This window comes from Marinobacter sp. (assembly GCF_041686475.1).
In the GTDB taxonomy this organism is placed as follows: Bacteria; Pseudomonadota; Gammaproteobacteria; order Pseudomonadales; family Oleiphilaceae; genus Marinobacter.
Map to the genome: position 1 here is coordinate 1 of NZ_JAWLDU010000014.1, position 20,708 is coordinate 20,708.

Consider the following 20,708-nt stretch of genomic DNA (forward strand, 5'->3'; position numbering starts at 1 on the left):
GGTATCGCGGGTGGTTTCCTCCATTTCACTGAGCCGGGCCTGGACCCGTTCCAGCATGCGGTCATAGGCTTCAAGGGCCTTGCCTGAGAGGTGATTGCGTTCTGGTTCTGTCATGACAGCTCCTTTTACCGGGTTACGGGTGCAGCGCCGGGCTGTGGGTACGGCTGTCCAGGGATGTCAAAAACATGGATGTTTTTGTCAAGCGTACAGGGACGTATTTACAGCGTGCCCTGGACAGCCATACCCGCTCTGCCCTTCACCATAACTCCAAGCATGGCACAGTATCGGCAAATTGGCAGACTACCTGTTAAGCCTTGTGTGCGTTAGAATGTTCGGCCGCTTCGCACATCTTTTTGATACAGGGTAACTTTGGTAATGGCAGGAATGGACCAGCAATACAATCCCCGCGATGTTGAACAGCAAGCCCGCACCTACTGGGAAGAAAATAACACCTTCACGGTGAAGGAAGAACCGGGCAAGCCCAAATATTATTGCCTGTCCATGTTTCCCTACCCCAGCGGCAAACTGCACATGGGGCACGTGCGCAACTATACCATCGGCGACGTGATCTCCCGCTACCAGCGCATGCAGGGCAAGAATGTCATGCAGCCCATGGGCTGGGACGCCTTCGGCCTGCCTGCTGAGAATGCCGCCATCGCCAACAAGACGGCGCCGGCGAAGTGGACCCATGCCAATATTGCCTACATGAAGAACCAGCTCAAGCAACTGGGTTTCGGTTACGACTGGAACCGCGAGCTGGCTACCTGCAAGCCGGACTATTATCGCTGGGAGCAGTGGTTTTTTGCCCGCCTGTATGAAAAAGGCCTGGTGTACAAAAAGATGTCTACCGTCAACTGGGACCCGGTGGACCAGACCGTGCTAGCCAATGAGCAGGTGGTTGATGGCCGGGGCTGGCGCTCCGGTGCACTGGTTGAGCAGAAAAAGATTCCCCAGTGGTTTATCCGCATTACCGACTACGCCGAAGAACTGCTGAATGACCTGGACCAGTTGGAAGACTGGCCCGAGCAGGTCAAGACCATGCAGCGCAACTGGATCGGCAAGTCCATCGGTACCGAGCTGACCTTCCCGCTCAAAGGCCGTGATGACGTGCTCGATGTCTACACCACCCGCCCGGACACCCTGATGGGTGTAACCTATATGGCGGTGGCGGCCGAGCATCCGATTGCCAGGGCCGCGTCCGAACGTTACCGGGAAGTCGCAGGGTTTGTTGAGCAATGCCGCAACAGCAAGGTTGCCGAAGCCGACATGGCGACCATGGAGAAGAAAGGCATTGATACCGGCTACAAGGCCATCCATCCCCTGACCCAGGAGGAGATTCCGGTCTACGTTGCCAATTTCGTACTGATGGAATATGGCACCGGCGCACTCATGGCGGTGCCGGCCCACGATGATCGTGACCATGAGTTTGCGGTCAAGTACCGGCTTCCGATCAAACAGGTGATCGCCCCCTCCGATAATCGCGAAATCGACACCCAGGAAGAGGCTTTCACCGAGAAGGGCATTCTTGTGTCGTCCGGCAAGTACAACGGCCTGACAAGCGAAGAAGCCTTCGAAGCCATAGCCGACCATCTGGAAACAAATGGCATTGGCAAGCGTACCGTCAACTACCGCCTCCGCGACTGGGGCGTCTCGCGCCAGCGTTACTGGGGTGCACCGATTCCGATGATGACCCTGGAAGACGGCACCGAGCGCCCGGTGCCTGATGACCAGTTGCCGGTAACGCTTCCGGAAGATGTCACCATGGACGGCGTACAGTCGCCCATCAAGGCCGATCCGGAGTGGGCAAAAACCAGTTTTGAAGGCCAGCCTGCTACCCTGGAAACCGATACCTTCGACACCTTCATGGAGTCTTCCTGGTACTACGCCCGTTTCTGCAGCCCCAATTACGACAAGGGTATGCTGGATCCGGCTGCAGCCAACTACTGGCTGCCGGTGGACCAGTACATTGGTGGTATCGAGCACGCCATTCTTCACCTGCTGTACGCGCGGTTCTTCCATAAACTGTTGCGGGATGTGGGGCTGGTAAACAGTTCCGAACCGTTCAATCGCCTGCTGTGCCAGGGCATGGTGCTGGCCGAAACCTACTACCGCGATGACGACAATGGCGGCAAGGTATGGATTTCACCCGCGGAGGTGATTACCGAAAAGGACGAGAAGGGCCAGATTATCCGTGCCGTCCACAAGCACGATGGGCAACCGGTCGTTGCCGGCGGTGTGACCAAGATGTCCAAATCCAAGAACAACGGCATTGATCCACAGGCCATCATCGACGAGCACGGTGCCGATACGGTTCGCCTGTTCATGATGTTTGCCGCACCTCCTGAGCAGTCGCTGGAATGGTCTGACAGCGGCGTGGAAGGCGCCCACCGGTTCCTCAAGCGCCTCTGGCGGATGGTCAACGAGCATACGCAAAAAGGACCGGCGCCAGCCCTTGACGGCGCCAGTCTTAACAACAGTCAGCGCAACCTTCGTCGCAAGACCCATGAAACCATCGCCAAGGTCAGTGATGACATAAGCCGCAGGCTGACGTTCAATACCTCAATTGCGGCGGTCATGGAGTTGCTGAATGACGTTGGCAAACTGGGTGATGACGAACCGCAAAGCCAGGCCGTGCGCCAGGAAGCACTGGATACCGCCGTGCTGATGCTGTCCCCCATCGCTCCTCATATCTGCCACCAGCTTTGGCATGCGCTAGGCCATGAAGAGCCCGTGGTGGACGCATCCTGGCCTACCGCCGACAAGGACGCCATGGTGCGCAGCGAGATCCAGATTGTGCTTCAGGTAAATGGCAAGGTGCGGGCCAAGGCAGACGTCCCCGCGAATATTAAAAAAGACGCCCTGGAAGCCCTCGCGCTGGAGAACGAGAATGTCGTGCGCTTTACCGAAGGCAAGACCGTTCGCAAAGTGATCGTGGTGCCGGGCAAACTGGTCAACGTGGTGGCCAACTGATATGAAACCGGCGGCCGGCTCCCCGATGCGCTCTGTAGCGGTAGCATTACTGACAATGCTGGTGGCAGGGTGCGGGTTCCAGCTGCGGGGAGCTCCTCCGGTATCGTCGGCCTTGCAGCCACTGGCTGTGGACTGCTCTGACAATGTCCCGGAACAACTGTGTAACGGGGTTAGGGAGCAGCTGGATCTGGGCCGGATTGAGCTGAAACCCGCTCAGGAGGCGGATTTTGTGCTTAAAATCCGTGATTTCAGCGAGGATCGACGAGCCAGTGCCATCACTGTCCGTGCCGCCGCTGACGAGATAACACTTCGGTACGCAGTCGATGTCGAGGTGCTCACCGCTGACAAAATACCACTGATTGAGCCGACCAATCTCACCAGCAGTGAAACCTTTCGCTACGACGAATCCAATGTGCTCGCCAAACAGCGCGAAGAGGATGATTTGCAGCAAAAGCTCTATGATCGCCTGGCGCAACAGGTAATCTTTCGCCTAGCGCCGATCGACCAAGACCGCATTGAACGCATGAGACGGCAAGCAGAAGATGCACGCAGGGAAGACACTGAGCCGTCATCATGAAGACACAGGCGCATCAACTACCCCAGCTACTACAGAAAGGCCTGTCACCGGTCTATCTGATTTCAGGGGATGAGCCTTTGCTGGTCCAGGAATGCTGCGACCAGGTTCGGAAAGCCGCCCGTGAAGCGGGTTTTGAAGACCGGGTAACTTTTCATGCCGATCAACAGCTGGACTGGAACAGGGTTGGTGAAGAATTCGGAGCGCTTTCTCTGTTTGCCGAAAAGCGCCGCATTGAAATACACCTCCCCACGGGCAAGCTCGGGGACGGGCGTGCGGTTGTGGAAAGCCTGCTGCAGAATCCACCGGATGATATCGTTCTGCTGCTGATCAGTACCCGCCTTGATGCAGCAGAGACCCGCCGTAAATGGTACAAGGAGCTCCAGAACAAAGGCGTTCACGTGCCGGTATGGCCCATTGATACAGAAAAATTCCCTGGCTGGCTGCAACAGAGGGCCCGTAACCATGGCCTGAGCCTGACACGTGGTGCCCTCGACATCCTGGCTGAACGGCTGGAAGGCAATCTTCTGGCGGCAAGCCAGGAACTGGACCGCCTGGCACTGCTGGGTTCCGGTGCCACCATTGATGAGGAAGCGGTGGAACAGGCCGTCCAGGACAGCTCCCGCTTTAACGGATTCGAGCTGGTCACCGAGCTGCTTGCCGGCCGGGCCGCCCACGCCCGGAAAATCATCGGCGTGCTGCAGCAGGAAGGAGAGAACCCGCTGGGCCTTCTGACAGTGCTTTCCCGGGATCTAAACCTGACCATGGAACTGAATATCGCCTCTGCCAAACGGGAAAACACGGCGGGTTTCCTGAAAAAACGGGGCGTGTTCCAGCCGCAACGGGCGCGCGCCGTGGAACAGGCCGCAAGGCGCCTGAACCGCCGTCAGCTGATGGCGGCACTGGAACTCTGCAGTGCCACAGACCGCGCCGCCAAAGGTTTCGACAGCCTCTCCCCCTGGCATCACCTGCAGGATATGATCACGCTGCTGGCCAGGCCAGCCTGATCCACATCAAATCGCTTCCTTTCCCACTTGACAGTTTTTTACATTCGGTAGCATGGTATAGCCGTCTACCATCAAAGGAGGTGTGTGATATGAGTTTCCAGGATGAACTGAAACAGTTGTCGGAGAAAATCAAACAGTATCGTGACGAAGCCAAAGTCCAGATGCACCTGGCCAGGGAAGACGTCAAAGATGAGTGGGACGATCTGGAAAAGGACTGGGAGCGGTTCCGCGGCAAGCTAGATGGACTCCTGCACGATGCGGACGATGCCTCAAAGGAAGCACGCCAGACAGCCCATAAACTGGGTGAAGACCTGAAATCCGGCTACGCGAATATCCGCAAGCGACTTAAGTAAAGTGTTAACCGGTTAACAGAAACCAACAAATACCCACCATGAGGCTCTGGCCATACGGAGCCTCTGTGGTCAGCAGCCAGAATACCCGCTTCAGTGATCCGGACTCGGTTGTCCACAACGAATTCTGGGGAAAACTCTATGCCGAAGGTGGAACCTCGTTTTTCTGCGAGACGCCCTTCACCAGCAAGGGGTGCCTGCTTACTGATGGCTACGTCTACCCGCTGGCCCAGGTTCGCAACGCCCTTGATTGCGGCACTTCCAGCCAGTGCGCCAATGACAACCGGTACCGGCAGATTGCCGAGATCCAGGGCAATGAAAACCCGTTCGTACTGGAACCCGGTAGGCTGGATAATTTTTAACTGGCAGCAATATTCTCGCCCAAAAAAGGCAGGCCCGCAGGCCTGCCTTTTCACTTTACGCAGGAGGGATCAGAATTCCTCGGCTGTCAGCGCCATCATGGAATCACTGCCACTGCGGATGCCCTCGGCAAGCGCAACCGTCTTCGGCAACAGACGATCAAAGTAGAAGCGCGCACTCTTCACTTTGCCGCTATAGAAGCCGGATGTGTCACCTTCCGCTTTCGGCGCCGCGGCTTTCACAATCCTCGCCCACATGTATCCGAGGGCCGTCAGACCAAACAGATCCAGGTAATCAACCGATGCGGCACCAACAGCGTCAGGCTTGTCTCCCGCCTGATTGATCACATGCTCGGTTACATCTGACAGGCGTTCGAAAGCGGCTGCCAGGGGCGCCAGATAGGGACGCAGATTCTCGTCACCACTGTTTTCCTCGATGAACGCTGCCACGTCTTCGGCAAACAGCTCATAGAGTTTACCCTGGCTACCAACCACCTTGCGCCCCATCAGGTCCAGCGCCTGGATGCCATTGGTGCCCTCATAGATCTGGGTGATTCGGCAGTCACGAACCAGCTGCTCCTGGCCCCACTCGCGGATAAAGCCATGGCCACCGAAAACCTGCTGGCCCATGATGCAGGCATCGAGGCCGCGGTCGGTCAGGAAGGCTTTTGCAACCGGTGTCAGCAACGCCACCATGCCTTCGGCGTGCTTGCGGCGCTCATCATCGTCCGAGTACTTGGAGATATCCAGCCACTGGGCCACGTAGGTGGAGAAAGCACGACCGCCTTCCACGTAGCCTTTCATGGTCAGCAGCATACGGCGCACATCCGGATGAACCAGAATCGGATCGGCCGCTTTTTCCGGCTGCTGGGCGCCCGTGGGTGCGCGGCTCTGGATACGCTCGAGGGCGTATTCACGTGCGCTCTGCAGCGAAGCCTCCGCAGCACCGATGCCCTGGATACCAACCCCAAGGCGCTCGTAGTTCATCATGGTGAACATGGCTGCCAGGCCCTTGTTCTCTTCGCCCACCAGCCAGCCCTTGGCGCCGTCGAAGTTCATAACACAGGTGGCGGAGCCCTTGATGCCCATCTTCTTTTCAAGCGAGCCACAGCTCAGGCTGTTACGTTCGGCCAGTGAACCATCCTCGTTAACGCTGAACTTGGGCACCAGGAACATGGAGATACCCTTGGGCCCCTTGGGCGCATCCGGCAGCTTGGCCAGCACCAGGTGGACGATGTTCTCCGCCATGTCATGCTCGCCCCAGGTGATGAAGATCTTGGTGCCGGTCACATTGAAGGAACCATCGCCGTTGGGTTCAGCCTTGGTACGGATGATACCCAGGTCGGTACCGGCATGGGGCTCGGTCAGGTCCATGGCACCGGACCAGACACCCGAGTACATATTGGGCAGGTATTTCTCCTTCAGCTCCTGGCTGCCATGGGCATCCAGAGCCAGGCAGGCGCCCGCGGTCAGCATCGGCGCCAGGCCAAAGGCCATGTTGGCACCCTGCATCATTTCCTCGAACTGAGCGACCAGTGTCTTGGGCATGCCCATGCCACCGAACTCCGGGTTGCCACCCAGGCCATTCCAGCCGCCTTCAACAATGGTCTGGTAGGCCTCGCGGAAGCCCTCCGGAGTGGACACTTCGCCGTCATTCCACTTACAGCCCTGCTCGTCACCTTCGCGGTTCAGGGGCGCCAGTACACCGCTGGTAATCTTGCCTGCCTCTTCAAGAATGGCATCGGCAGTGTCCGGATCAACGTTCTCTGCCACTTTTGGCAGGGACGCCCACAGCGCCGGGACATCAAATACTTCATTCAGGACAAAGCGCATGTCACGTAAAGGTGCCTGATAATCAGCCATCTAGAAACTCTCCACAATTCAGTCAGTCTGCGAAGCGAACAAGTACGGGCCCGGGGCCCTGTTCACTTCCTCGGCTATGTGTCCGCTCAGGTTATTTTTATGGTGGCCTATTCTACCCTAATGGCGCCCCCAACTCATGAGGTCCCGGCGGTCAATTCACGAAAAAAAGCCCGCCTCCGGGGAGAGCGGGCTTTTCGGTTCCCTGAAACCCGCCTTAAAGGGCGAAGGCTTCTTCCGGCATGTCCATCAGGCTGTCAGCACCGGCCAGCATGCTCTCTGCATGCCCTTTGGTGCGCGGCAGCATGCGCTTGAAGTAGAAGCGTGCCGTCTGGAGCTTGGCATTATAGAACATTTCCTCGGTGGTACCTTCCTCCATCTTGTCCTGCGCCACCTTGGCCATACGCGCCCAGAGGTAGGCAAAAACGGCGTAACCGGAGTACATCAGGTAGTCCACGGATGCGGCTCCGACTTCCTCACGGTTCTTCATGGCCGTCATGCCGATCTTCATGGTCAGGTCGCCCCACTCCTTGTTCAGGGCTGCCAGCGGCTCGATGAACTCCTTGAGTTGCTCGTTATCGGCGTTTTCCTTGCAGAATACGTGCACCTGCTTGGTGAATCCCTTCAGGGATTCACCCTGGGTCATCAGTACCTTGCGGCCCAGCAGGTCCAGCGCCTGGATACCGGTGGTACCCTCGTAGATCATGCCGATACGGGCATCACGAACGTTCTGCTCCATGCCCCACTCGGAGATGAAGCCGTGGCCACCGTAAACCTGCATACCCAGGTTCGCCGCTTCGTAGCCAATCTCGGTCAGGAAGGCCTTGGCGATCGGGGTCAGGAAGCCCAGGGCTTCATCGGCCGCCTTGCGCTCTTCCTCAGTCTTGCCACTGTGAACAATGTCTGCCTGCTGCGCAGTCAGGTAAATCAGCGCGCGCGCACCTTCGGCGACGGCTTTCTGGGTCAGCAGCATACGACGCACGTCCGGATGAACGATGATCGGATCGGCAATACCTTCAGGATTCTTGGCACCACTGAGAGAACGCATGGCCAGACGCTCTTTGGCATACACCAGAGAACCCTGGAAGCCCAGCTCGGCCGCACCCAGGCCCTGGATGGCAGTACCGATACGGGCAACGTTCATGAAGGTGAACATGCAGTTAAGGCCCTTGTTCTCGGGGCCGATCAGCCAACCCTTGGCGCCGTCAAAGTTCATCACGCAGGTGGCGTTGCCGTGGATGCCCATCTTGTGCTCGATAGAGCCACAGGAAACGGCATTGCGCTCACCGGAAGAACCGTCTTCGTCAGGCAGGTTCTTGGGCACGATGAACAGGGAGATTCCCTTGGTGCCTTCCGGTGCGCCCGGCAGACGTGCAAGAACAATGTGAACGATGTTCTCCGCCATATCGTGCTCGCCGGCAGAGATAAAGATCTTGGTGCCGGTAATGGCATAAGTGCCATCGGCATGGGGCTCGGCTTTGGTGCGCAGGGTGCCAAGGTCGGAACCACAGTGCGGCTCGGTCAGGCACATGGTACCGGTCCACTCGCCACTGATCAGTTTGGTGAGATAGGTTTGCTTCTGCTCTTCGGTGCCGTGCTCTTCAATGGTATTGGTCGCACCGTGGCTCAGGCCCGGATACATACCCCACGACCAGTTGGCAGTACCAACCATTTCGCTCATGACCAGGCCGAGGGAGTGTGGCAGGCCCTGGCCACCGTAGTTGGGATCCGCAGTCATCGAGGGCCAGCCGCCTTCTACGTACTGCTGATAGGCTTCCTTGAAACCGGTCGGCGTTTTCACACCGTCTTCGCTCCAGGTACAACCTTCGTTGTCGCCCACCTGGTTCAGCGGAGACAACACCTGTTCACAGAATTTGGCACCTTCCCCGATAATGGCGTCGACCATATCCGGAGTCGCATCTTCGGCACCTTCCAGATTGGCGTAGTGCTGCTCGCTGTCCAGCAGCTCGGTCATTACAAACTTAATGTCACGCAGGGGCGCTTTGTAGTCAGGCATGGGATCCACCTCAGGTTTTCAGTCACAGCTGCGAAACGGTCACAGCACTTTGCCTCGGGGTTTGCTCATACGGCACCGCAGTTTTTGCGGCACCACTAATTAAACACTTGTTTGAAACATACGTTTAGAGGGGCAGAATTGTCAATAGCCGCACCTGAAAATTGTGTTGCGTTTTGTGGTGGGACTTAGCGGCTATGATGGGTGTGGGACTGGAAATGAACTACGAAAGCGTGAGGTTATCAGGCGGTTGCCATGAACCGGGAGGTGGTTTCTTCGTTGACTGCGCTGTTTTCGTTGAAGCCGGAAACGGTCTGGTAGGCACTGGCTGCATTACGGGATTCGCGGGTAGCCTGGTCACCATCATCGACGCCGCCGGAAGAAGCAGCCTCTTCCTGCCCGCCAAGCTCTGACGATAACTCGGACTGGGCCTGCAACATAAGCTGCATGGCCTCGGCCGCGACAGCGCGATCCTGGGGCGAGGGCTCCGCAGGCGCAAGTGCTGCAGCCCTGACCACCCGCATCTTTTCAATCGTCGCCTGGGGGTCGCCCTGCACCGGAGAGGTGTCAATGGATACTTCGCCACCCACTGCGTATTGAGCGCCGTCGGGGCCACGTTCATACACGTAGGAGATGGAGCCGGCATATTGCCCACCAACAGACTGATGGGCTGCCTCATGGGCGCGAACCTCACGGTCACGCGCTTTCAGGTCAGACAGTTCCTGCAGTTCGGCCTCTTCCAGCCCCTGGGGATTGTCTGACCCGGAGGTTTTTGGGCGTGCACGATCGTCGGCTTCCCTGTCCTCGCTGACGGTTCTGTTTGTGGAAGTTCCTTCGGAATCGGCAGAGGAGGGTTCAGTGACCGCCTGCCGGGCCGGACCGGCGGCCCCGACCCCCGGGAGGGGATACACTGGAGCCAGGGAGGGAAGTGAGCCGGAAATCATCATGTCAGTGATTCAGATAACCAGAAGAGGCGACGATGAGGCCACCGTCTATAAGGGCTCAGGCCTTGATATCCAGCAACGTGCCGAGGGTTTCATCGGCGGTCTTCACCACCTGGGCCGAAGCCTCAACACTGCGTTCATAGAGTTTGAGATCAATAATCGGCTCAACCAGGCCGCCCGCGCCTTCCGCGGTACCCTGGGGACCATCCACTCCACCCCGGGCAATCTGACGGGCGGCATTCTCCATGCCCTGCGTACCGCTCTGGATGCCCTGAATACCAATTCCCAATGTGTTGTTGATCATAACTGCTTTGTCCGATGACCATTAATTGACTCAAGTAAGCCACATTCCTGGTCATTTTTCAAACAAACAATTCACATTCAGGCTGGCCGCCAGGATCCTGGGGTCGGCATTTTCCTGCCATGGCAGCACTCCCATGCAGGGAGCCTCCAGATGATTGACCAGGTAGTCCAGGGTTTCCTGCTCACAGGTCATGATCTCCAGGACCGGCCGGTTGGCCACCCAGCCGGCAACGGTCAGCCCATCACGTCGAATGGCTTCGGCGGTCAGAAGGGCGTGGTTGATGCAACCGAGCTTCAGGGGTACCACCAGTATCACCGGCATTTGCAGCGCCCGCGGCATGGCGGCATAGGTTTCCCGGTCATTGAGCGGCACTCGCCAGCCGCCAGCGCCCTCTACCAGCAACAGGTCCGCCGGGCGCATCTGCAGGCCGCGACAGAATCCCACCAAACGCTCGGCCGTGACAATGCGGCCTGCCTGTGCTGCCGCAACATGTGGAGCGATAGCCGGCTTCAGTGCTATCGGATTAACTTGGTCATAACCCAGGGACTCGGACATGGCCTCCATCAGTATCAGCGCATCTTCGTTGCGCAGGCCATCCGGCGTTTCGTCACAGCCTGAGGCAACCGGTTTCATGGCCAGTGTGCGTTTGCCCAGCAACGAGGCCGCCTCAAGAATGGCCGCCGAAACCATGGTCTTGCCCACGCCGGTGTCGGTTCCTGTCACGAAATAGCTTTTTCTGGCCATGGCCGCGGTAACTCCGATATCAGTACGGCAGGCGGCAAGTCAGCCATGCCGCCCTGTAAGTTGCGTAGACCCGGCCATCACTTCCTTTCGGATAATGGTGGCACATGGCCCGTAAACGTCCCGGCGCTGTCGCGTTGCGGCGACGGGACGAGCCCTTGAAACCAGCGCCGATGGCTTTCAGCTCTGCCAGCAGGGCCATTGGCGAGGGATAATCCAGAGCAATGGATTCGGTGGCAATGCGCGAGTTCGGCAGCACTCCAATCGCCTGTCTGCAAAAGTCATCCTCGCTTTCGAAGCGATTAACATGCTCATGGCCCGGATCGGCCTGGTGCCAGGCGCCACGCAACTCATCCAGCGTGCCGTCCAGCAAGGTTGAAATAAACAGTTGACCGCCAGGGCGCAGTATACGACGACACTCGGCAAGCACACCGGCTATGTCATCGCACCACTGGATCATCAGGTTGCTGAAAACCACATCCAGGCTGCTGTCCCCCAGCGGCAGGGATTCGGCATCTGCGACCAGCCAGCGAATACCCGGGGCGGCAGTGGCACGGGCATACTCCAGCATACCCGGCGACAGGTCTGCTCCGGTTACGGAACCCCCGGCGCCGCCAGCCAGCTCCGTCAGTTGCCCGGTAAACCAACCGGTTCCACATCCCAGGTCCAGGATCCGGCAGCCATCACCGGACTCCCGGAGACAGCCCTGCTCCGACAACTGGTCGAGCATGACCTGGCCCATGTAACGCTGCAACCGTGCTGCCGGATTGTAGGTTTTTGAGGCCGCCCCGAAATCTCTCGCAACAGCGGTTTTGGCAGCACCGTGCGAGAACGCTGTCTCCCGATTTGTGGGCACTGTCAGATCTGTCATGAATCCCCCGTACTGAAAGCGAACCGATGAATCTCGCCACGACAGTGCGCAACCGCCTGCCCCCGTGGCCAGTGGGTCATTCCGGGTACGGTGACCACATCGGCGCTCCGGGCTGGTGCAAAGGACCCGGCCCACGACCGGACAACAGCGTCCTGTTCTGCCTGAAGGTGCAGCGCTGGCACCGGAAGCTCCTGCCACAAGCCCTGCTGGTCCTCGCTTTCCAGCCAGTCCAGACCACGAATCAGACTGGCTGGCGTTACGAAAGCCCCCTTTTTCAGCCAGGGTCGAAGCTCCTTGCGGGCCTGCAGATGATCGGCACAACCATGAATCAACAGTTGCTGGAAACGGCGCCAGGCCGGACCGGTTTCGTTGGCAATGCCATCTCTGAAGGTATTAAAGCGTTCAGCCAACATGCCGACCGGCCAATCCGGGGCCGCCAGAAATCTGGGAAAGCCCGCAAGGGTAATCACCCTGGACACCTGCAAATCACTTTGTGCCGCTGCCGCCATGGCTACCTGCGCACCCTGGGACCAGCCCGCCCAGACCGATGGGCATGGATAACGATCCAGCAGGTAAGCCGCAACCTCGGCGACTGATTCGCACCGGGTCATCATCGTATCGGTCAGTGACACCAGGTGAATCTCACCCGGCCAGCCGTCAAACAGTGGTAACAGCATGGCGGCATCAACGCCCCAGCCTCCAACCACTACCAGGGGAGTCTGATCAGCAGTCTGCGTCATACGGCCTCGGCTGAAGGCCGTTTTAACATCGGACGACACTCCGCGAGAGCCGTGAGCAGTTTTTCCAGATCGGCTGTCGAATGGGCCGCGCTGAAGGTCACCCGCAAGCGGGCTTCACCCTCCGGTACCGTGGGCGGCCTGATGGCAGTGACCATCAGGCCTTTCTGTTCCAGGGCCTGGCTCAGCGCAAGGGCTGTCCAGTTGTCGCCAACCATGATCGGCTGAATGGGAGTGCGGGACGGCATCAGCTCATAGCCCAGCGTAGTAGCCCCATCGCGAAAGTGTTCAATCAGTGAATGCAGATGACGTCGGCGGCTGTTTTCCCGCTCGATCAGATCGAGGCTGGCGCAGGTGGCCAGTGCAATGGCCGGGGGCATGGCCGTGGTGTAGATATAGGTCCGTGACTTCTGCACCAGGTAGTCCATCAGCATTGCCGGACCGGCAACGAACGCGCCGCTGGTGCCGACCGCTTTACCGAGGGTTCCGATCAGTACCGGCACATCCTCTTCCGACAACCCCAGCTCGGCAACACTGCCCCGCCCCTGGGGACCAAGCACACCCACGCCATGGGCATCATCCACAACCAGAAGCGCATCGTGTGCCCGGCACAGGGCAGCGAGCTCTCTCAAAGGAGCGATGTCGCCGTCCATGCTGAACACGCCGTCTGTCACCACCAGTTTGTGTCCGCCGGTAACTGCCAGCATATCCGCAAGCGCAGCCATGTCGCTGTGGGGGTAGCGCCTCACCCTGGCACGGCTGAGGATACAGCCGTCAATGATGGAGGCATGGTTGAGACGGTCCGAGAAAATGGTATCGCCACGACCGGCCAGGGCGGAAATCACCCCCATATTGGCCATATAGCCCGTGGAGAAAAAAAGCGCCGAACTACGCCCGGTAAATTCCGCCAGCCGGGCCTCCAACTGGTGGTGACCATCATGGTGGCCACAGATCAGGTGGGACGCCGCCCCACCCAGCCCCGTTTGGGGCATGGCATCGGTAGCGGCACGGACAATATCCGGGTGGCTGGCCAGACCGAGATAATCATTACTGCAGAAAGACAGCAGCGGCACTCCGTCGGACACCAGTTCCGGTCGCTGGGGCCCGCTGATCAGCCGGCGGGTACGGTAAAGCCCCGCCTGCTTCCGGTTTTCAAGCTCGGCCGCAAAATCACGCATGATCAGCTCTCACCGACGGTTGCCTGTTTATGCGGATTCGCGGGTGGCGTCGTAGAAAATGTGGCGGGTCTGCTCGTATTCCACGGCCTCGGTGATAGCTTCTTCCGCTTCCTGTTCAGTAAAGTTCTGCTCGCGCAATTCGGGACGGATACCCAGGCGGTCGAACAGTTCGCGGTCGGCATCGGCTTCCGGGTTGGCGGTGGTTAGCAGCTTTTCACCATAAAAAATGGAGTTGGCACCGGCCAGGAAGCAAAGCGACTGCATCTGCTCGTTCATGTTTTCGCGTCCGGCGGACAGGCGCACGTGGGAGGCCGGCATCATGATGCGGGCAACCGCGATGGTGCGGACAAAGTCGAACGGGTCCAGGTCTTCCACATCTTCCATGGGTGTACCGGCCACTTTTACCAGCATGTTCACCGGTACGCTCTCGGGATGATGCGGCAGATTTGCCAGTTGCACCAGCAGGCCGACGCGGTCGTCCGGGTCTTCACCCATGCCTACAATGCCGCCACAGCAGACTTTCATGCCTGCATTACGAACGTTCTCCAGGGTGTCCAGGCGATCCTGGTAGGTGCGGGTGGTGATGATGTGACTGTAGTACTTCTCGGAGGTGTCCAGATTGTGGTTATAGTAATCCAGCCCGGCTTCTGCCAGTTCATCGGCCTGCTCCTGTTGCAGCATGCCGAGAGTCATACAGGTTTCAAGGCCCAGGGATTTCACCTGGCGTACCATGTCCACCACATACCCCATGTCCTTCTTCGAAGGACTGCGCCAGGCGGCACCCATACAGAAACGGGACGCGCCCTTTGCCTTGGCTGCTTTGGCTTCGGCTATCACCTTTTCGATTTCAAGCAGCTTTTCTTTCTCCAGCCCGGTGTTGTAGTGGCCGCTCTGGGGGCAGTATTTGCAATCCTCGGGGCAGGCACCGGTCTTGATGGACAGCAACGTGCTGATCTGCACCTCATTGGGATCGAAATGCTCACGATGGACGCTCTGGGCACGGAACATCAGGTCGTTGAATGGCAGTTCGAACAGTGCACGTGCTTCCTGCATGCTCCAGTCGTGGCGAGGTGCCGCAGAGGGTGTGGTGGCAGTCATGATTCAGTCCTGTTAACTTTACCGGGATTCTGGTTTACGGATGAAACAGATGATAAAGGGACTGAGACCGCTGTCAACCTTGTTAACACCAAAGGTTAACCGCAAAGAATGGATTCACACGTCGTTGCAGGCCGCCCAGAGGCTTCTGCCTTCCGGCGGAGGCCAGTGCGTGGCATGCCTGGAGCCTGACGCTCACTTCGGACTATGCACACCCTGCCGCCAGGACCTGCCTGCCAATCGCTGGCATTGCCGCTGCTGTGCCCTGCCCCTGGCATTCGCCGGTGACGAAACGCTTTGCGGCCAATGCCTGCAGGATCCTCCACCGTTCAGCCGGGTGATTGCGCCCTGGCGTTACCGCTTTCCCGTCGATGGCATGATCCAGCGCTACAAATACAATGGCCAGCGAGCTTTTGCCCGCCCACTGATCAGTGACTTCGCAGAACACCTGGTGTCGATTCTGGAAAACTCGCCGGAACAGCGGCCGGACCTGCTGGTGGCGAGCCCGATGCACCCGGCCCGCCGTCGCAAGCGGGGATTCAACCAGGCGGCCGATATTGCCGAGCAGCTCAGTAAACGCTCCGGCATACCCTGGAGCGCAGACCTGGTGACCAGAAACCGCCGCACCCGCCCCCAGCGAGGCCTTAACCGGGCACAGCGTCTGGCGAACCTGCGGGGGATATACCAGGTCACCCGTAAACCACCATTACGGGTCGCTATTGTTGATGATGTGATGACCACCGGCGCGACAGCACGGAGCCTGGCCGAAGCCCTGATCGACGCTGGCGCAAAAGACGTGCAGGTCTGGGCGCTGGCAAGAACGCCAGGATAACCGCCAGCGCCTCAGTCGCCCAGTTTTTCGGCCACTTCATCGGCAATTGCCAGGCATGAGGTCAGCCCGGGTGACTCGATGCCAAACAGGTGCACAAGTCCGGCAATGCCATGGTCGGTTTCGCCATCGATACGAAAATCGGCGAACCCGCCATCCGGGCCGGCCAGTTTGGGACGGATGCCGGCATAGGCCGGTTGCAGACGGCTTTCATCCAGATCCGGCCACCATTGGCGGATACCCTCGGCAAATGCCCGGGCCCGGCCGGGATCAACCGAGTAATCCACCTGTTCTATCCATTCCACATCGGGGCCGAAACGGGCCTGGCCGGCCAGGTCCAGGGTCAGATGCACACCCAGCCCGCCCGGCTCCGGGACCGGGTAGATGAGCGAGCTGAACGGATGATGGCCGGAATAGCTGAAATACACGCCACGAGCCAACCATTGCCCGGGAGCGATTCCCTCTGGCACGCCTTCCCAGGCCGACGCCAGTGGCACCGCATCAAGACCTGCAGCATTGACCACCCGCCGGGCAACCAGCTCACACGGCGCCTGACCACCCACCCACAAACGGTGCCGGCGACCATCAGTTGCTGCGCGCTCCACCGGCGCGTGACAAACCATCTGACCATCGTTGCTCTCAAGATCTCCAAGCAACGAAACCATCACCCCGTGGCTATCCACAATGCCTGTTTCCGGGGAATACAACGCTTCGTCGGCGACCACTTCCGGCAATGCCTTCTGCAGCATGCTTCGGCTCACGCTTTGCAACACTACACCGTTGCTTTGTGCCTGGCGGCCTATCTGGCCGAGCTTCTCCAGCTGCGCAGAGCCGCGGGCGACAATCCACTTGCCGGCTTTGCGATGGCCAATATGGCGCTGGCGGCAATAGTCATAGAGCATCTGCCTGCCGCGAACGCACAACCTCGCCTTGACGGAACCCTGGGGATAATAGATACCGGCATGGATAACCTCACTGTTACGGGAGGAAATCCCTTCTCCAAAGTGTTCACCGGCTTCCAGCATCAGCACTTCGCGGCCCTGCATGGCCAGTCGCCTGGCGACAGCGAGGCCGACAATACCGGCACCGATCACCACTGTATCTGTCTCAAGCTTTTCTATACCTGCCATGGGGAATCCCGTTACCTTTGCCTGACCAGTGGAAGTGCGCCTGCACCACTTCTGCGAACCATCGCGAAAAAGCCGGAATCGCATTACTGTGGCGGCACTGAAACGTTATACTTGCCCCAGAAAACAAGTGCACGGAGCAGTTAACGATGTCTGACAGGAAGCAGTTTATAATTGTAATGATGGTCGCCGCCATATTTGTCGGTTGGCTTGGCTGGCGTGGCTTCGAGGTGATCAGCCTCAACCAGGATCTGAAGGCCGACGAAATGGTGGCAAAGTATCCCTATCAGCACCGGGTATTGAGGGTGGAGGGAAGCACGGCCATCATGAGCTCCCTGCGATCACACCAGACCACCACTCACGATGCACTGACGACCATTTTCCCCAGCATGCGCAACCTGGGCGACAACCACCGGGACTGGCAAAGGGCAGAGCGTGAACTGGCCCAGGTTCAGGCCAGGGCGGGGGATATCGTGCTCAACGCGTCCGGCGTGGACCGGGTGCGTTGGGAACTGGACGAAAACTGGTACCACCTTGCAGGCATGCAGGCCAAACAGAGTTCGAGGCGCTAGCACTTATTTATGACCGAAATCTCCAGCCATCCCTACGATGCCCTGAAACCGGACAAAATTCTCGACGCCATGGAGGATGCAGGTTTCATCGTCAATGGTCGGCTGTTTGCCCTTAACAGCTACGAAAACCGCGTTTACCAGATCGGCATCGAAGACAAATCTCCGGTTATCACCAAGTTCTACCGGCCGGGTCGCTGGAGTGAGGCCCAGATCCGCGAGGAGCACGAGTTCACGGCGCAACTGTTGGCCGCCGATATTCCGGTGGTAGCTCCCATGGTACTGCCCTCTGGGGATACTCTTGGCCGCTGCGACGATTTCCTGTTCGCCGTATTCCCACAGCGAGGCGGACAGGCCCCGGATACCAGCATAACGGACACCCTCTATCGCCTTGGCCAGTGGCTGGGGCAACTCCACAACATCGGAGATACTGCCAGCTTCAGTCACCGGCCCACGATGTCGATACTCTACGGTATAGAGGAAAACAACCGGTTTCTGATTGAAAACCGCTGGGTGCCGGACGACCTGCGCCCGGCCTGGAACTCATTGATTCCCGACCTGGTGGAGCATTGCGCCCGCCGGATCGATGAAGCCGGCGACGTGCACACCCTGAGGCTTCATGGCGACTGCCACGCCGGCAACATCCTCTGCCGCGAAGAACAAATGCTGTTTGTGGACCTGGATGACTGCCGCACCGGCCCCGCCATACAGGACCTGTGGCTATTGCTCAACGGCGATGATGTTGAGCGTGGGCAGCAGTTCGGGGAACTGCTGGAGGGCTATGAAATGTTCCGGGACTTCAATCGGCGGGAGCGACACCTCATCGAGCCCCTGCGCTGTTACCGGCAGATTTCCCACTGCACCTGGCTGGCAAAACGCTGGGATGATCCGGCCTTCCCCCGCTTCTTCCCCTGGTTTGCCCAGCCACGCTTCTGGTCCGACCAGGTTCTATCGCTGCGGGAACAACTCGCAGCCCTGCAATCCCCTTCCATTAATCTTCCCGGCCAATACTGAGGCCGGAAAACCGACAGACCGGAGATTTCCCGATGAGCCAGAGTGAGGCCAGATTCACGGTACGCAGCCTGATTGCGACAGCCATTGGCACCATTATAGCAACCGTTCTTGTGCTGGAAGCCAGCGGCAGGATTGATCACTCGGATAACAAGGATCATGTGCCGGTGGGGGAATTCGAGGCGGTTCACATTACCCCGGGTGAGGAGTTCCGCATGTCACCCAAATCGTCTGAACTTCACGCGGTTTGTGAACAGGGTTATCTGGCTGTTGCAGCGGATACCGACCCGGATTTCCGCGGCATTCTTGTCGATTACAAGAACCGCGGTGTGCGCTGCAGCCGTGAACCCGCGCCGGAGCGCAACCAGCCCATCCAGCAAGGACAGGAGCCGGCGGACAATGAGTGACAGGGACACAAAGCCGGGCCAGGCCCTGGACCGGCTGTATGCCAGCGAGCGTGAAACGGAAGAGTTCCGGTTTGATGCCTCGGTAGCCCGGGTTTTTCCGGACATGATCCGCCGCTCGGTGCCGGGTTACACCACGATCATCCCGATGATCGAGGTTATTACCGAACAGTACGCACGCCCTGGCAGCCACTGTTACGATCTGGGGTGTTCCCTCGGGGCCTCTACGCTGGCAATGCGACATGGTATTGGCGATCGGGACTGCACGCTGACCGGCGTCGACAACTCCGCTGCCATGATCGAGCGTTGTGAGCACTACATTGCTCTGGATGATCATCCGTTACCGGTCGCTCTGCGCTGTGAGGATATTCTCGACACCCCTGTCAATAACGCATCTGTGACCACATTGAATTTCACGCTGCAGTTCGTGGCGCCCGAAAAGCGTGCGGAACTGCTGACCCGCATTGCAGATGCTACCCTGCCGGGTGGTGTGCTGATCCTGTCGGAGAAGATTCGTTTCGAGTCCGACACGGAACAGGCGATACAGACGCAACTCCATCACGAATTCAAACGCGCCAATGGCTATTCCGACCTGGAGATCAGCCAGAAACGCTCCGCTCTGGAGCAGGTGCTTATTCCGGAAACCCTGACAGCGCACCGGCAAAGACTTACGCAAGCAGGCTTTGATCAGGTACTGGTCTGGTATCAGTGCTTCAATTTTGTCTCCATGCTCGCCATCAAAACGCCCTGAACGGAGCTTTCATGACGACCTTCGACTGGCAGGGATGTTTCGCCCCACTATTCGACGACCTCGACAATCGCGGCCTTGAGCGCTGGCGCATCGTGCTGCAGCAACAACTCCACAAGCGCTTCGATGAAAATCCCCACGGCGATATCGCGCGCTGGATGAATGCGCTGGACACATTGCCAGCCATCCCGGATACACAAGCGGACCTCAACCGCGCCGCGATTACTCTCAGCACCCGGCACCCCCTGTCATCCGCTACTATTGAGCACCTCGAAAAAGGACTTCGCGGTCTTATGCCCTGGCGTAAGGGACCGTTTGATTTCTTCGGCACCTACATCGACACCGAGTGGCGGTCAGACTGGAAATGGGACCGGGTATCGCCCTATCTGTCCGACCTGAGCGGTCGCCAGATACTGGATGTAGGGTGCGGTTCCGGTTATCACTGCTGGCGTATGCTGGGTGAAGGTGCCGGACGGGTGATCGGCATAGACCCGGGGCTGCTGTTCCTGTTCCAGTTCCTGAGCGTCAAACAGTACCTAGGCCCGGACCAGCGCATCGACCTGATACCGGTGCGCATGGAAGACCTGCCGCCCACACTGGAGGCGTTCGACACCACCTTCTCCATGGGTGTGCTGTACCATCGCCGCTCACCGCTGGATCATCTTCTGGAACTGAAAGACACCCTTCGCCCGGGCGGTGAACTGGTGCTTGAAACGCTGATTGCAGACGGACCGGAAGGCTACAGCCTGATGCCGGAAGACCGTTACGGCCGAATGCGGAACGTATGGTTTCTGCCCAGTTGCGACACTCTGTTACGCTGGCTGGACCGGACCGGTTACCGCAACGCACGCGTGGTGGACGTGACGGAAACCACGACAGAGGAACAGCGCAGAACAGACTGGATGCGCTTTCAGTCGCTAACGGATTTCCTGGATGCGGACGACCCGACCAAGACTGTTGAGGGCTACCCGGGGCCGAAAAGAGCAACCGTTATCGCGGACAAGCCCTGAAGCATG

At 58.7% G+C, this 20,708-nt stretch carries 21 protein-coding genes; 11 read left to right on the plus strand and 10 right to left on the minus strand.

Features of this window, described 5'->3' with window-relative positions; genetic code table 11:
- Positions 1–384 precede the first annotated feature (384 nt).
- From leuS to ACESMB_RS05100, 5 genes are all read left to right on the plus strand, one after another.
- Positions 385–2,970, plus strand: a complete 2,586-nt coding sequence (gene leuS, locus ACESMB_RS05080) for a leucine--tRNA ligase (protein WP_372971061.1) — start codon at positions 385–387, stop codon at positions 2,968–2,970.
- Between the two features lies 1 nt (position 2,971).
- The gene (gene lptE / locus ACESMB_RS05085) at positions 2,972–3,547 is read left to right on the plus strand and encodes an LPS assembly lipoprotein LptE (protein WP_372971046.1); all 576 of its coding nucleotides are present in this window, start codon (positions 2,972–2,974) and stop codon (positions 3,545–3,547) included.
- Positions 3,544–4,551 (plus strand): DNA polymerase III subunit delta, encoded by a 1,008-nt coding sequence (gene holA / locus ACESMB_RS05090; RefSeq protein WP_372925127.1) that lies wholly within the window; start codon positions 3,544–3,546, stop codon positions 4,549–4,551. Before lptE ends, holA begins: the two co-directional genes overlap by 4 nt.
- Before the next feature lie 89 nt (positions 4,552–4,640).
- Positions 4,641–4,904, plus strand: coding sequence for a hypothetical protein (locus ACESMB_RS05095; RefSeq protein ID WP_372925128.1), 264 nt, complete (start codon positions 4,641–4,643; stop codon positions 4,902–4,904).
- A gap of 38 nt (positions 4,905–4,942) precedes the next feature.
- The gene (locus tag ACESMB_RS05100) at positions 4,943–5,263 is read left to right on the plus strand and encodes a hypothetical protein (protein WP_372925129.1); all 321 of its coding nucleotides are present in this window, start codon (positions 4,943–4,945) and stop codon (positions 5,261–5,263) included.
- A gap of 69 nt (positions 5,264–5,332) precedes the next feature.
- On the opposite strand, the gene ACESMB_RS05105 is transcribed toward ACESMB_RS05100, so the two are convergent.
- From ACESMB_RS05105 to bioB, 9 genes are all read right to left on the minus strand, one after another.
- The gene (locus tag ACESMB_RS05105) at positions 5,333–7,123 is read right to left on the minus strand and encodes an acyl-CoA dehydrogenase C-terminal domain-containing protein (RefSeq protein ID WP_372925130.1); all 1,791 of its coding nucleotides are present in this window, start codon (positions 7,121–7,123) and stop codon (positions 5,333–5,335) included.
- A 214-nt stretch (positions 7,124–7,337) separates the two neighbouring features.
- Positions 7,338–9,137, minus strand: coding sequence for an acyl-CoA dehydrogenase C-terminal domain-containing protein (locus ACESMB_RS05110; RefSeq protein WP_372925131.1), 1,800 nt, complete (start codon positions 9,135–9,137; stop codon positions 7,338–7,340).
- 239 nt (positions 9,138–9,376) lie between these two features.
- Positions 9,377–10,081, minus strand: a complete 705-nt coding sequence (locus ACESMB_RS05115) for a putative metalloprotease CJM1_0395 family protein (RefSeq protein WP_372925132.1) — start codon at positions 10,079–10,081, stop codon at positions 9,377–9,379.
- 55 nt (positions 10,082–10,136) lie between these two features.
- On the minus strand, positions 10,137–10,382 hold the full coding sequence (locus ACESMB_RS05120; protein WP_372925133.1) for a flagellar biosynthesis protein FlgE: 246 nt from the start codon (positions 10,380–10,382) through the stop codon (positions 10,137–10,139).
- Between the two features lie 51 nt (positions 10,383–10,433).
- Complete coding sequence (bioD, locus tag ACESMB_RS05125; protein WP_372925134.1) at positions 10,434–11,126, minus strand: dethiobiotin synthase; 693 nt, start codon at positions 11,124–11,126, stop codon at positions 10,434–10,436.
- A 19-nt stretch (positions 11,127–11,145) separates the two neighbouring features.
- On the minus strand, positions 11,146–11,994 hold the full coding sequence (locus tag ACESMB_RS05130) for a methyltransferase domain-containing protein (protein WP_372971047.1): 849 nt from the start codon (positions 11,992–11,994) through the stop codon (positions 11,146–11,148).
- Positions 11,991–12,734: an alpha/beta fold hydrolase gene (locus ACESMB_RS05135; protein ID WP_372925137.1), complete on the minus strand. Its 744-nt coding sequence runs from the start codon at positions 12,732–12,734 to the stop codon at positions 11,991–11,993. The genes ACESMB_RS05130 and ACESMB_RS05135 overlap by 4 nt, the downstream gene beginning before the upstream one ends.
- Entirely contained in the window at positions 12,731–13,909 is a 1,179-nt protein-coding gene (gene bioF / locus ACESMB_RS05140) for an 8-amino-7-oxononanoate synthase (protein WP_372971048.1), read from the minus strand. The genes ACESMB_RS05135 and bioF overlap by 4 nt, the downstream gene beginning before the upstream one ends.
- A 27-nt stretch (positions 13,910–13,936) precedes the next feature.
- Positions 13,937–15,007, minus strand: a complete 1,071-nt coding sequence (bioB, locus tag ACESMB_RS05145; protein ID WP_372925139.1) for a biotin synthase BioB — start codon at positions 15,005–15,007, stop codon at positions 13,937–13,939.
- A 169-nt stretch (positions 15,008–15,176) separates the two neighbouring features.
- Between bioB and ACESMB_RS05150 the strand changes: the two genes are divergently transcribed.
- Positions 15,177–15,836 carry a ComF family protein gene (locus tag ACESMB_RS05150; protein WP_372925140.1) on the plus strand — a complete coding sequence of 220 codons (660 nt, stop codon included), beginning with the start codon at positions 15,177–15,179 and terminating at the stop codon, positions 15,834–15,836.
- 11 nt (positions 15,837–15,847) lie between these two features.
- Here ACESMB_RS05150 and ACESMB_RS05155 read toward each other — a convergent pair whose 3' ends face one another.
- Entirely contained in the window at positions 15,848–16,963 is a 1,116-nt protein-coding gene (locus tag ACESMB_RS05155; protein ID WP_372925141.1) for an NAD(P)/FAD-dependent oxidoreductase, read from the minus strand.
- A gap of 146 nt (positions 16,964–17,109) precedes the next feature.
- Here ACESMB_RS05155 and ACESMB_RS05160 point away from each other — a divergent pair, with 146 nt between their 5' ends.
- The 5 genes from ACESMB_RS05160 to cmoB are packed head-to-tail and all read left to right on the plus strand — an operon-like array spanning position 17,110 to position 20,702.
- Complete coding sequence (locus ACESMB_RS05160; RefSeq protein ID WP_372925142.1) at positions 17,110–17,532, plus strand: hypothetical protein; 423 nt, start codon at positions 17,110–17,112, stop codon at positions 17,530–17,532.
- Between the two features lie 9 nt (positions 17,533–17,541).
- Complete coding sequence (locus ACESMB_RS05165; RefSeq protein WP_372925143.1) at positions 17,542–18,543, plus strand: serine/threonine protein kinase; 1,002 nt, start codon at positions 17,542–17,544, stop codon at positions 18,541–18,543.
- A gap of 32 nt (positions 18,544–18,575) precedes the next feature.
- Positions 18,576–18,947, plus strand: coding sequence for a kinase (locus ACESMB_RS05170; protein WP_372971049.1), 372 nt, complete (start codon positions 18,576–18,578; stop codon positions 18,945–18,947).
- Entirely contained in the window at positions 18,940–19,695 is a 756-nt protein-coding gene (gene cmoA, locus ACESMB_RS05175; RefSeq protein ID WP_372925145.1) for a carboxy-S-adenosyl-L-methionine synthase CmoA, read from the plus strand. Before ACESMB_RS05170 ends, cmoA begins: the two co-directional genes overlap by 8 nt.
- Positions 19,696–19,706: 11 nt before the next feature.
- Complete coding sequence (gene cmoB, locus ACESMB_RS05180) at positions 19,707–20,702, plus strand: tRNA 5-methoxyuridine(34)/uridine 5-oxyacetic acid(34) synthase CmoB (protein ID WP_372971050.1); 996 nt, start codon at positions 19,707–19,709, stop codon at positions 20,700–20,702.
- Positions 20,703–20,708 lie beyond the last annotated feature (6 nt).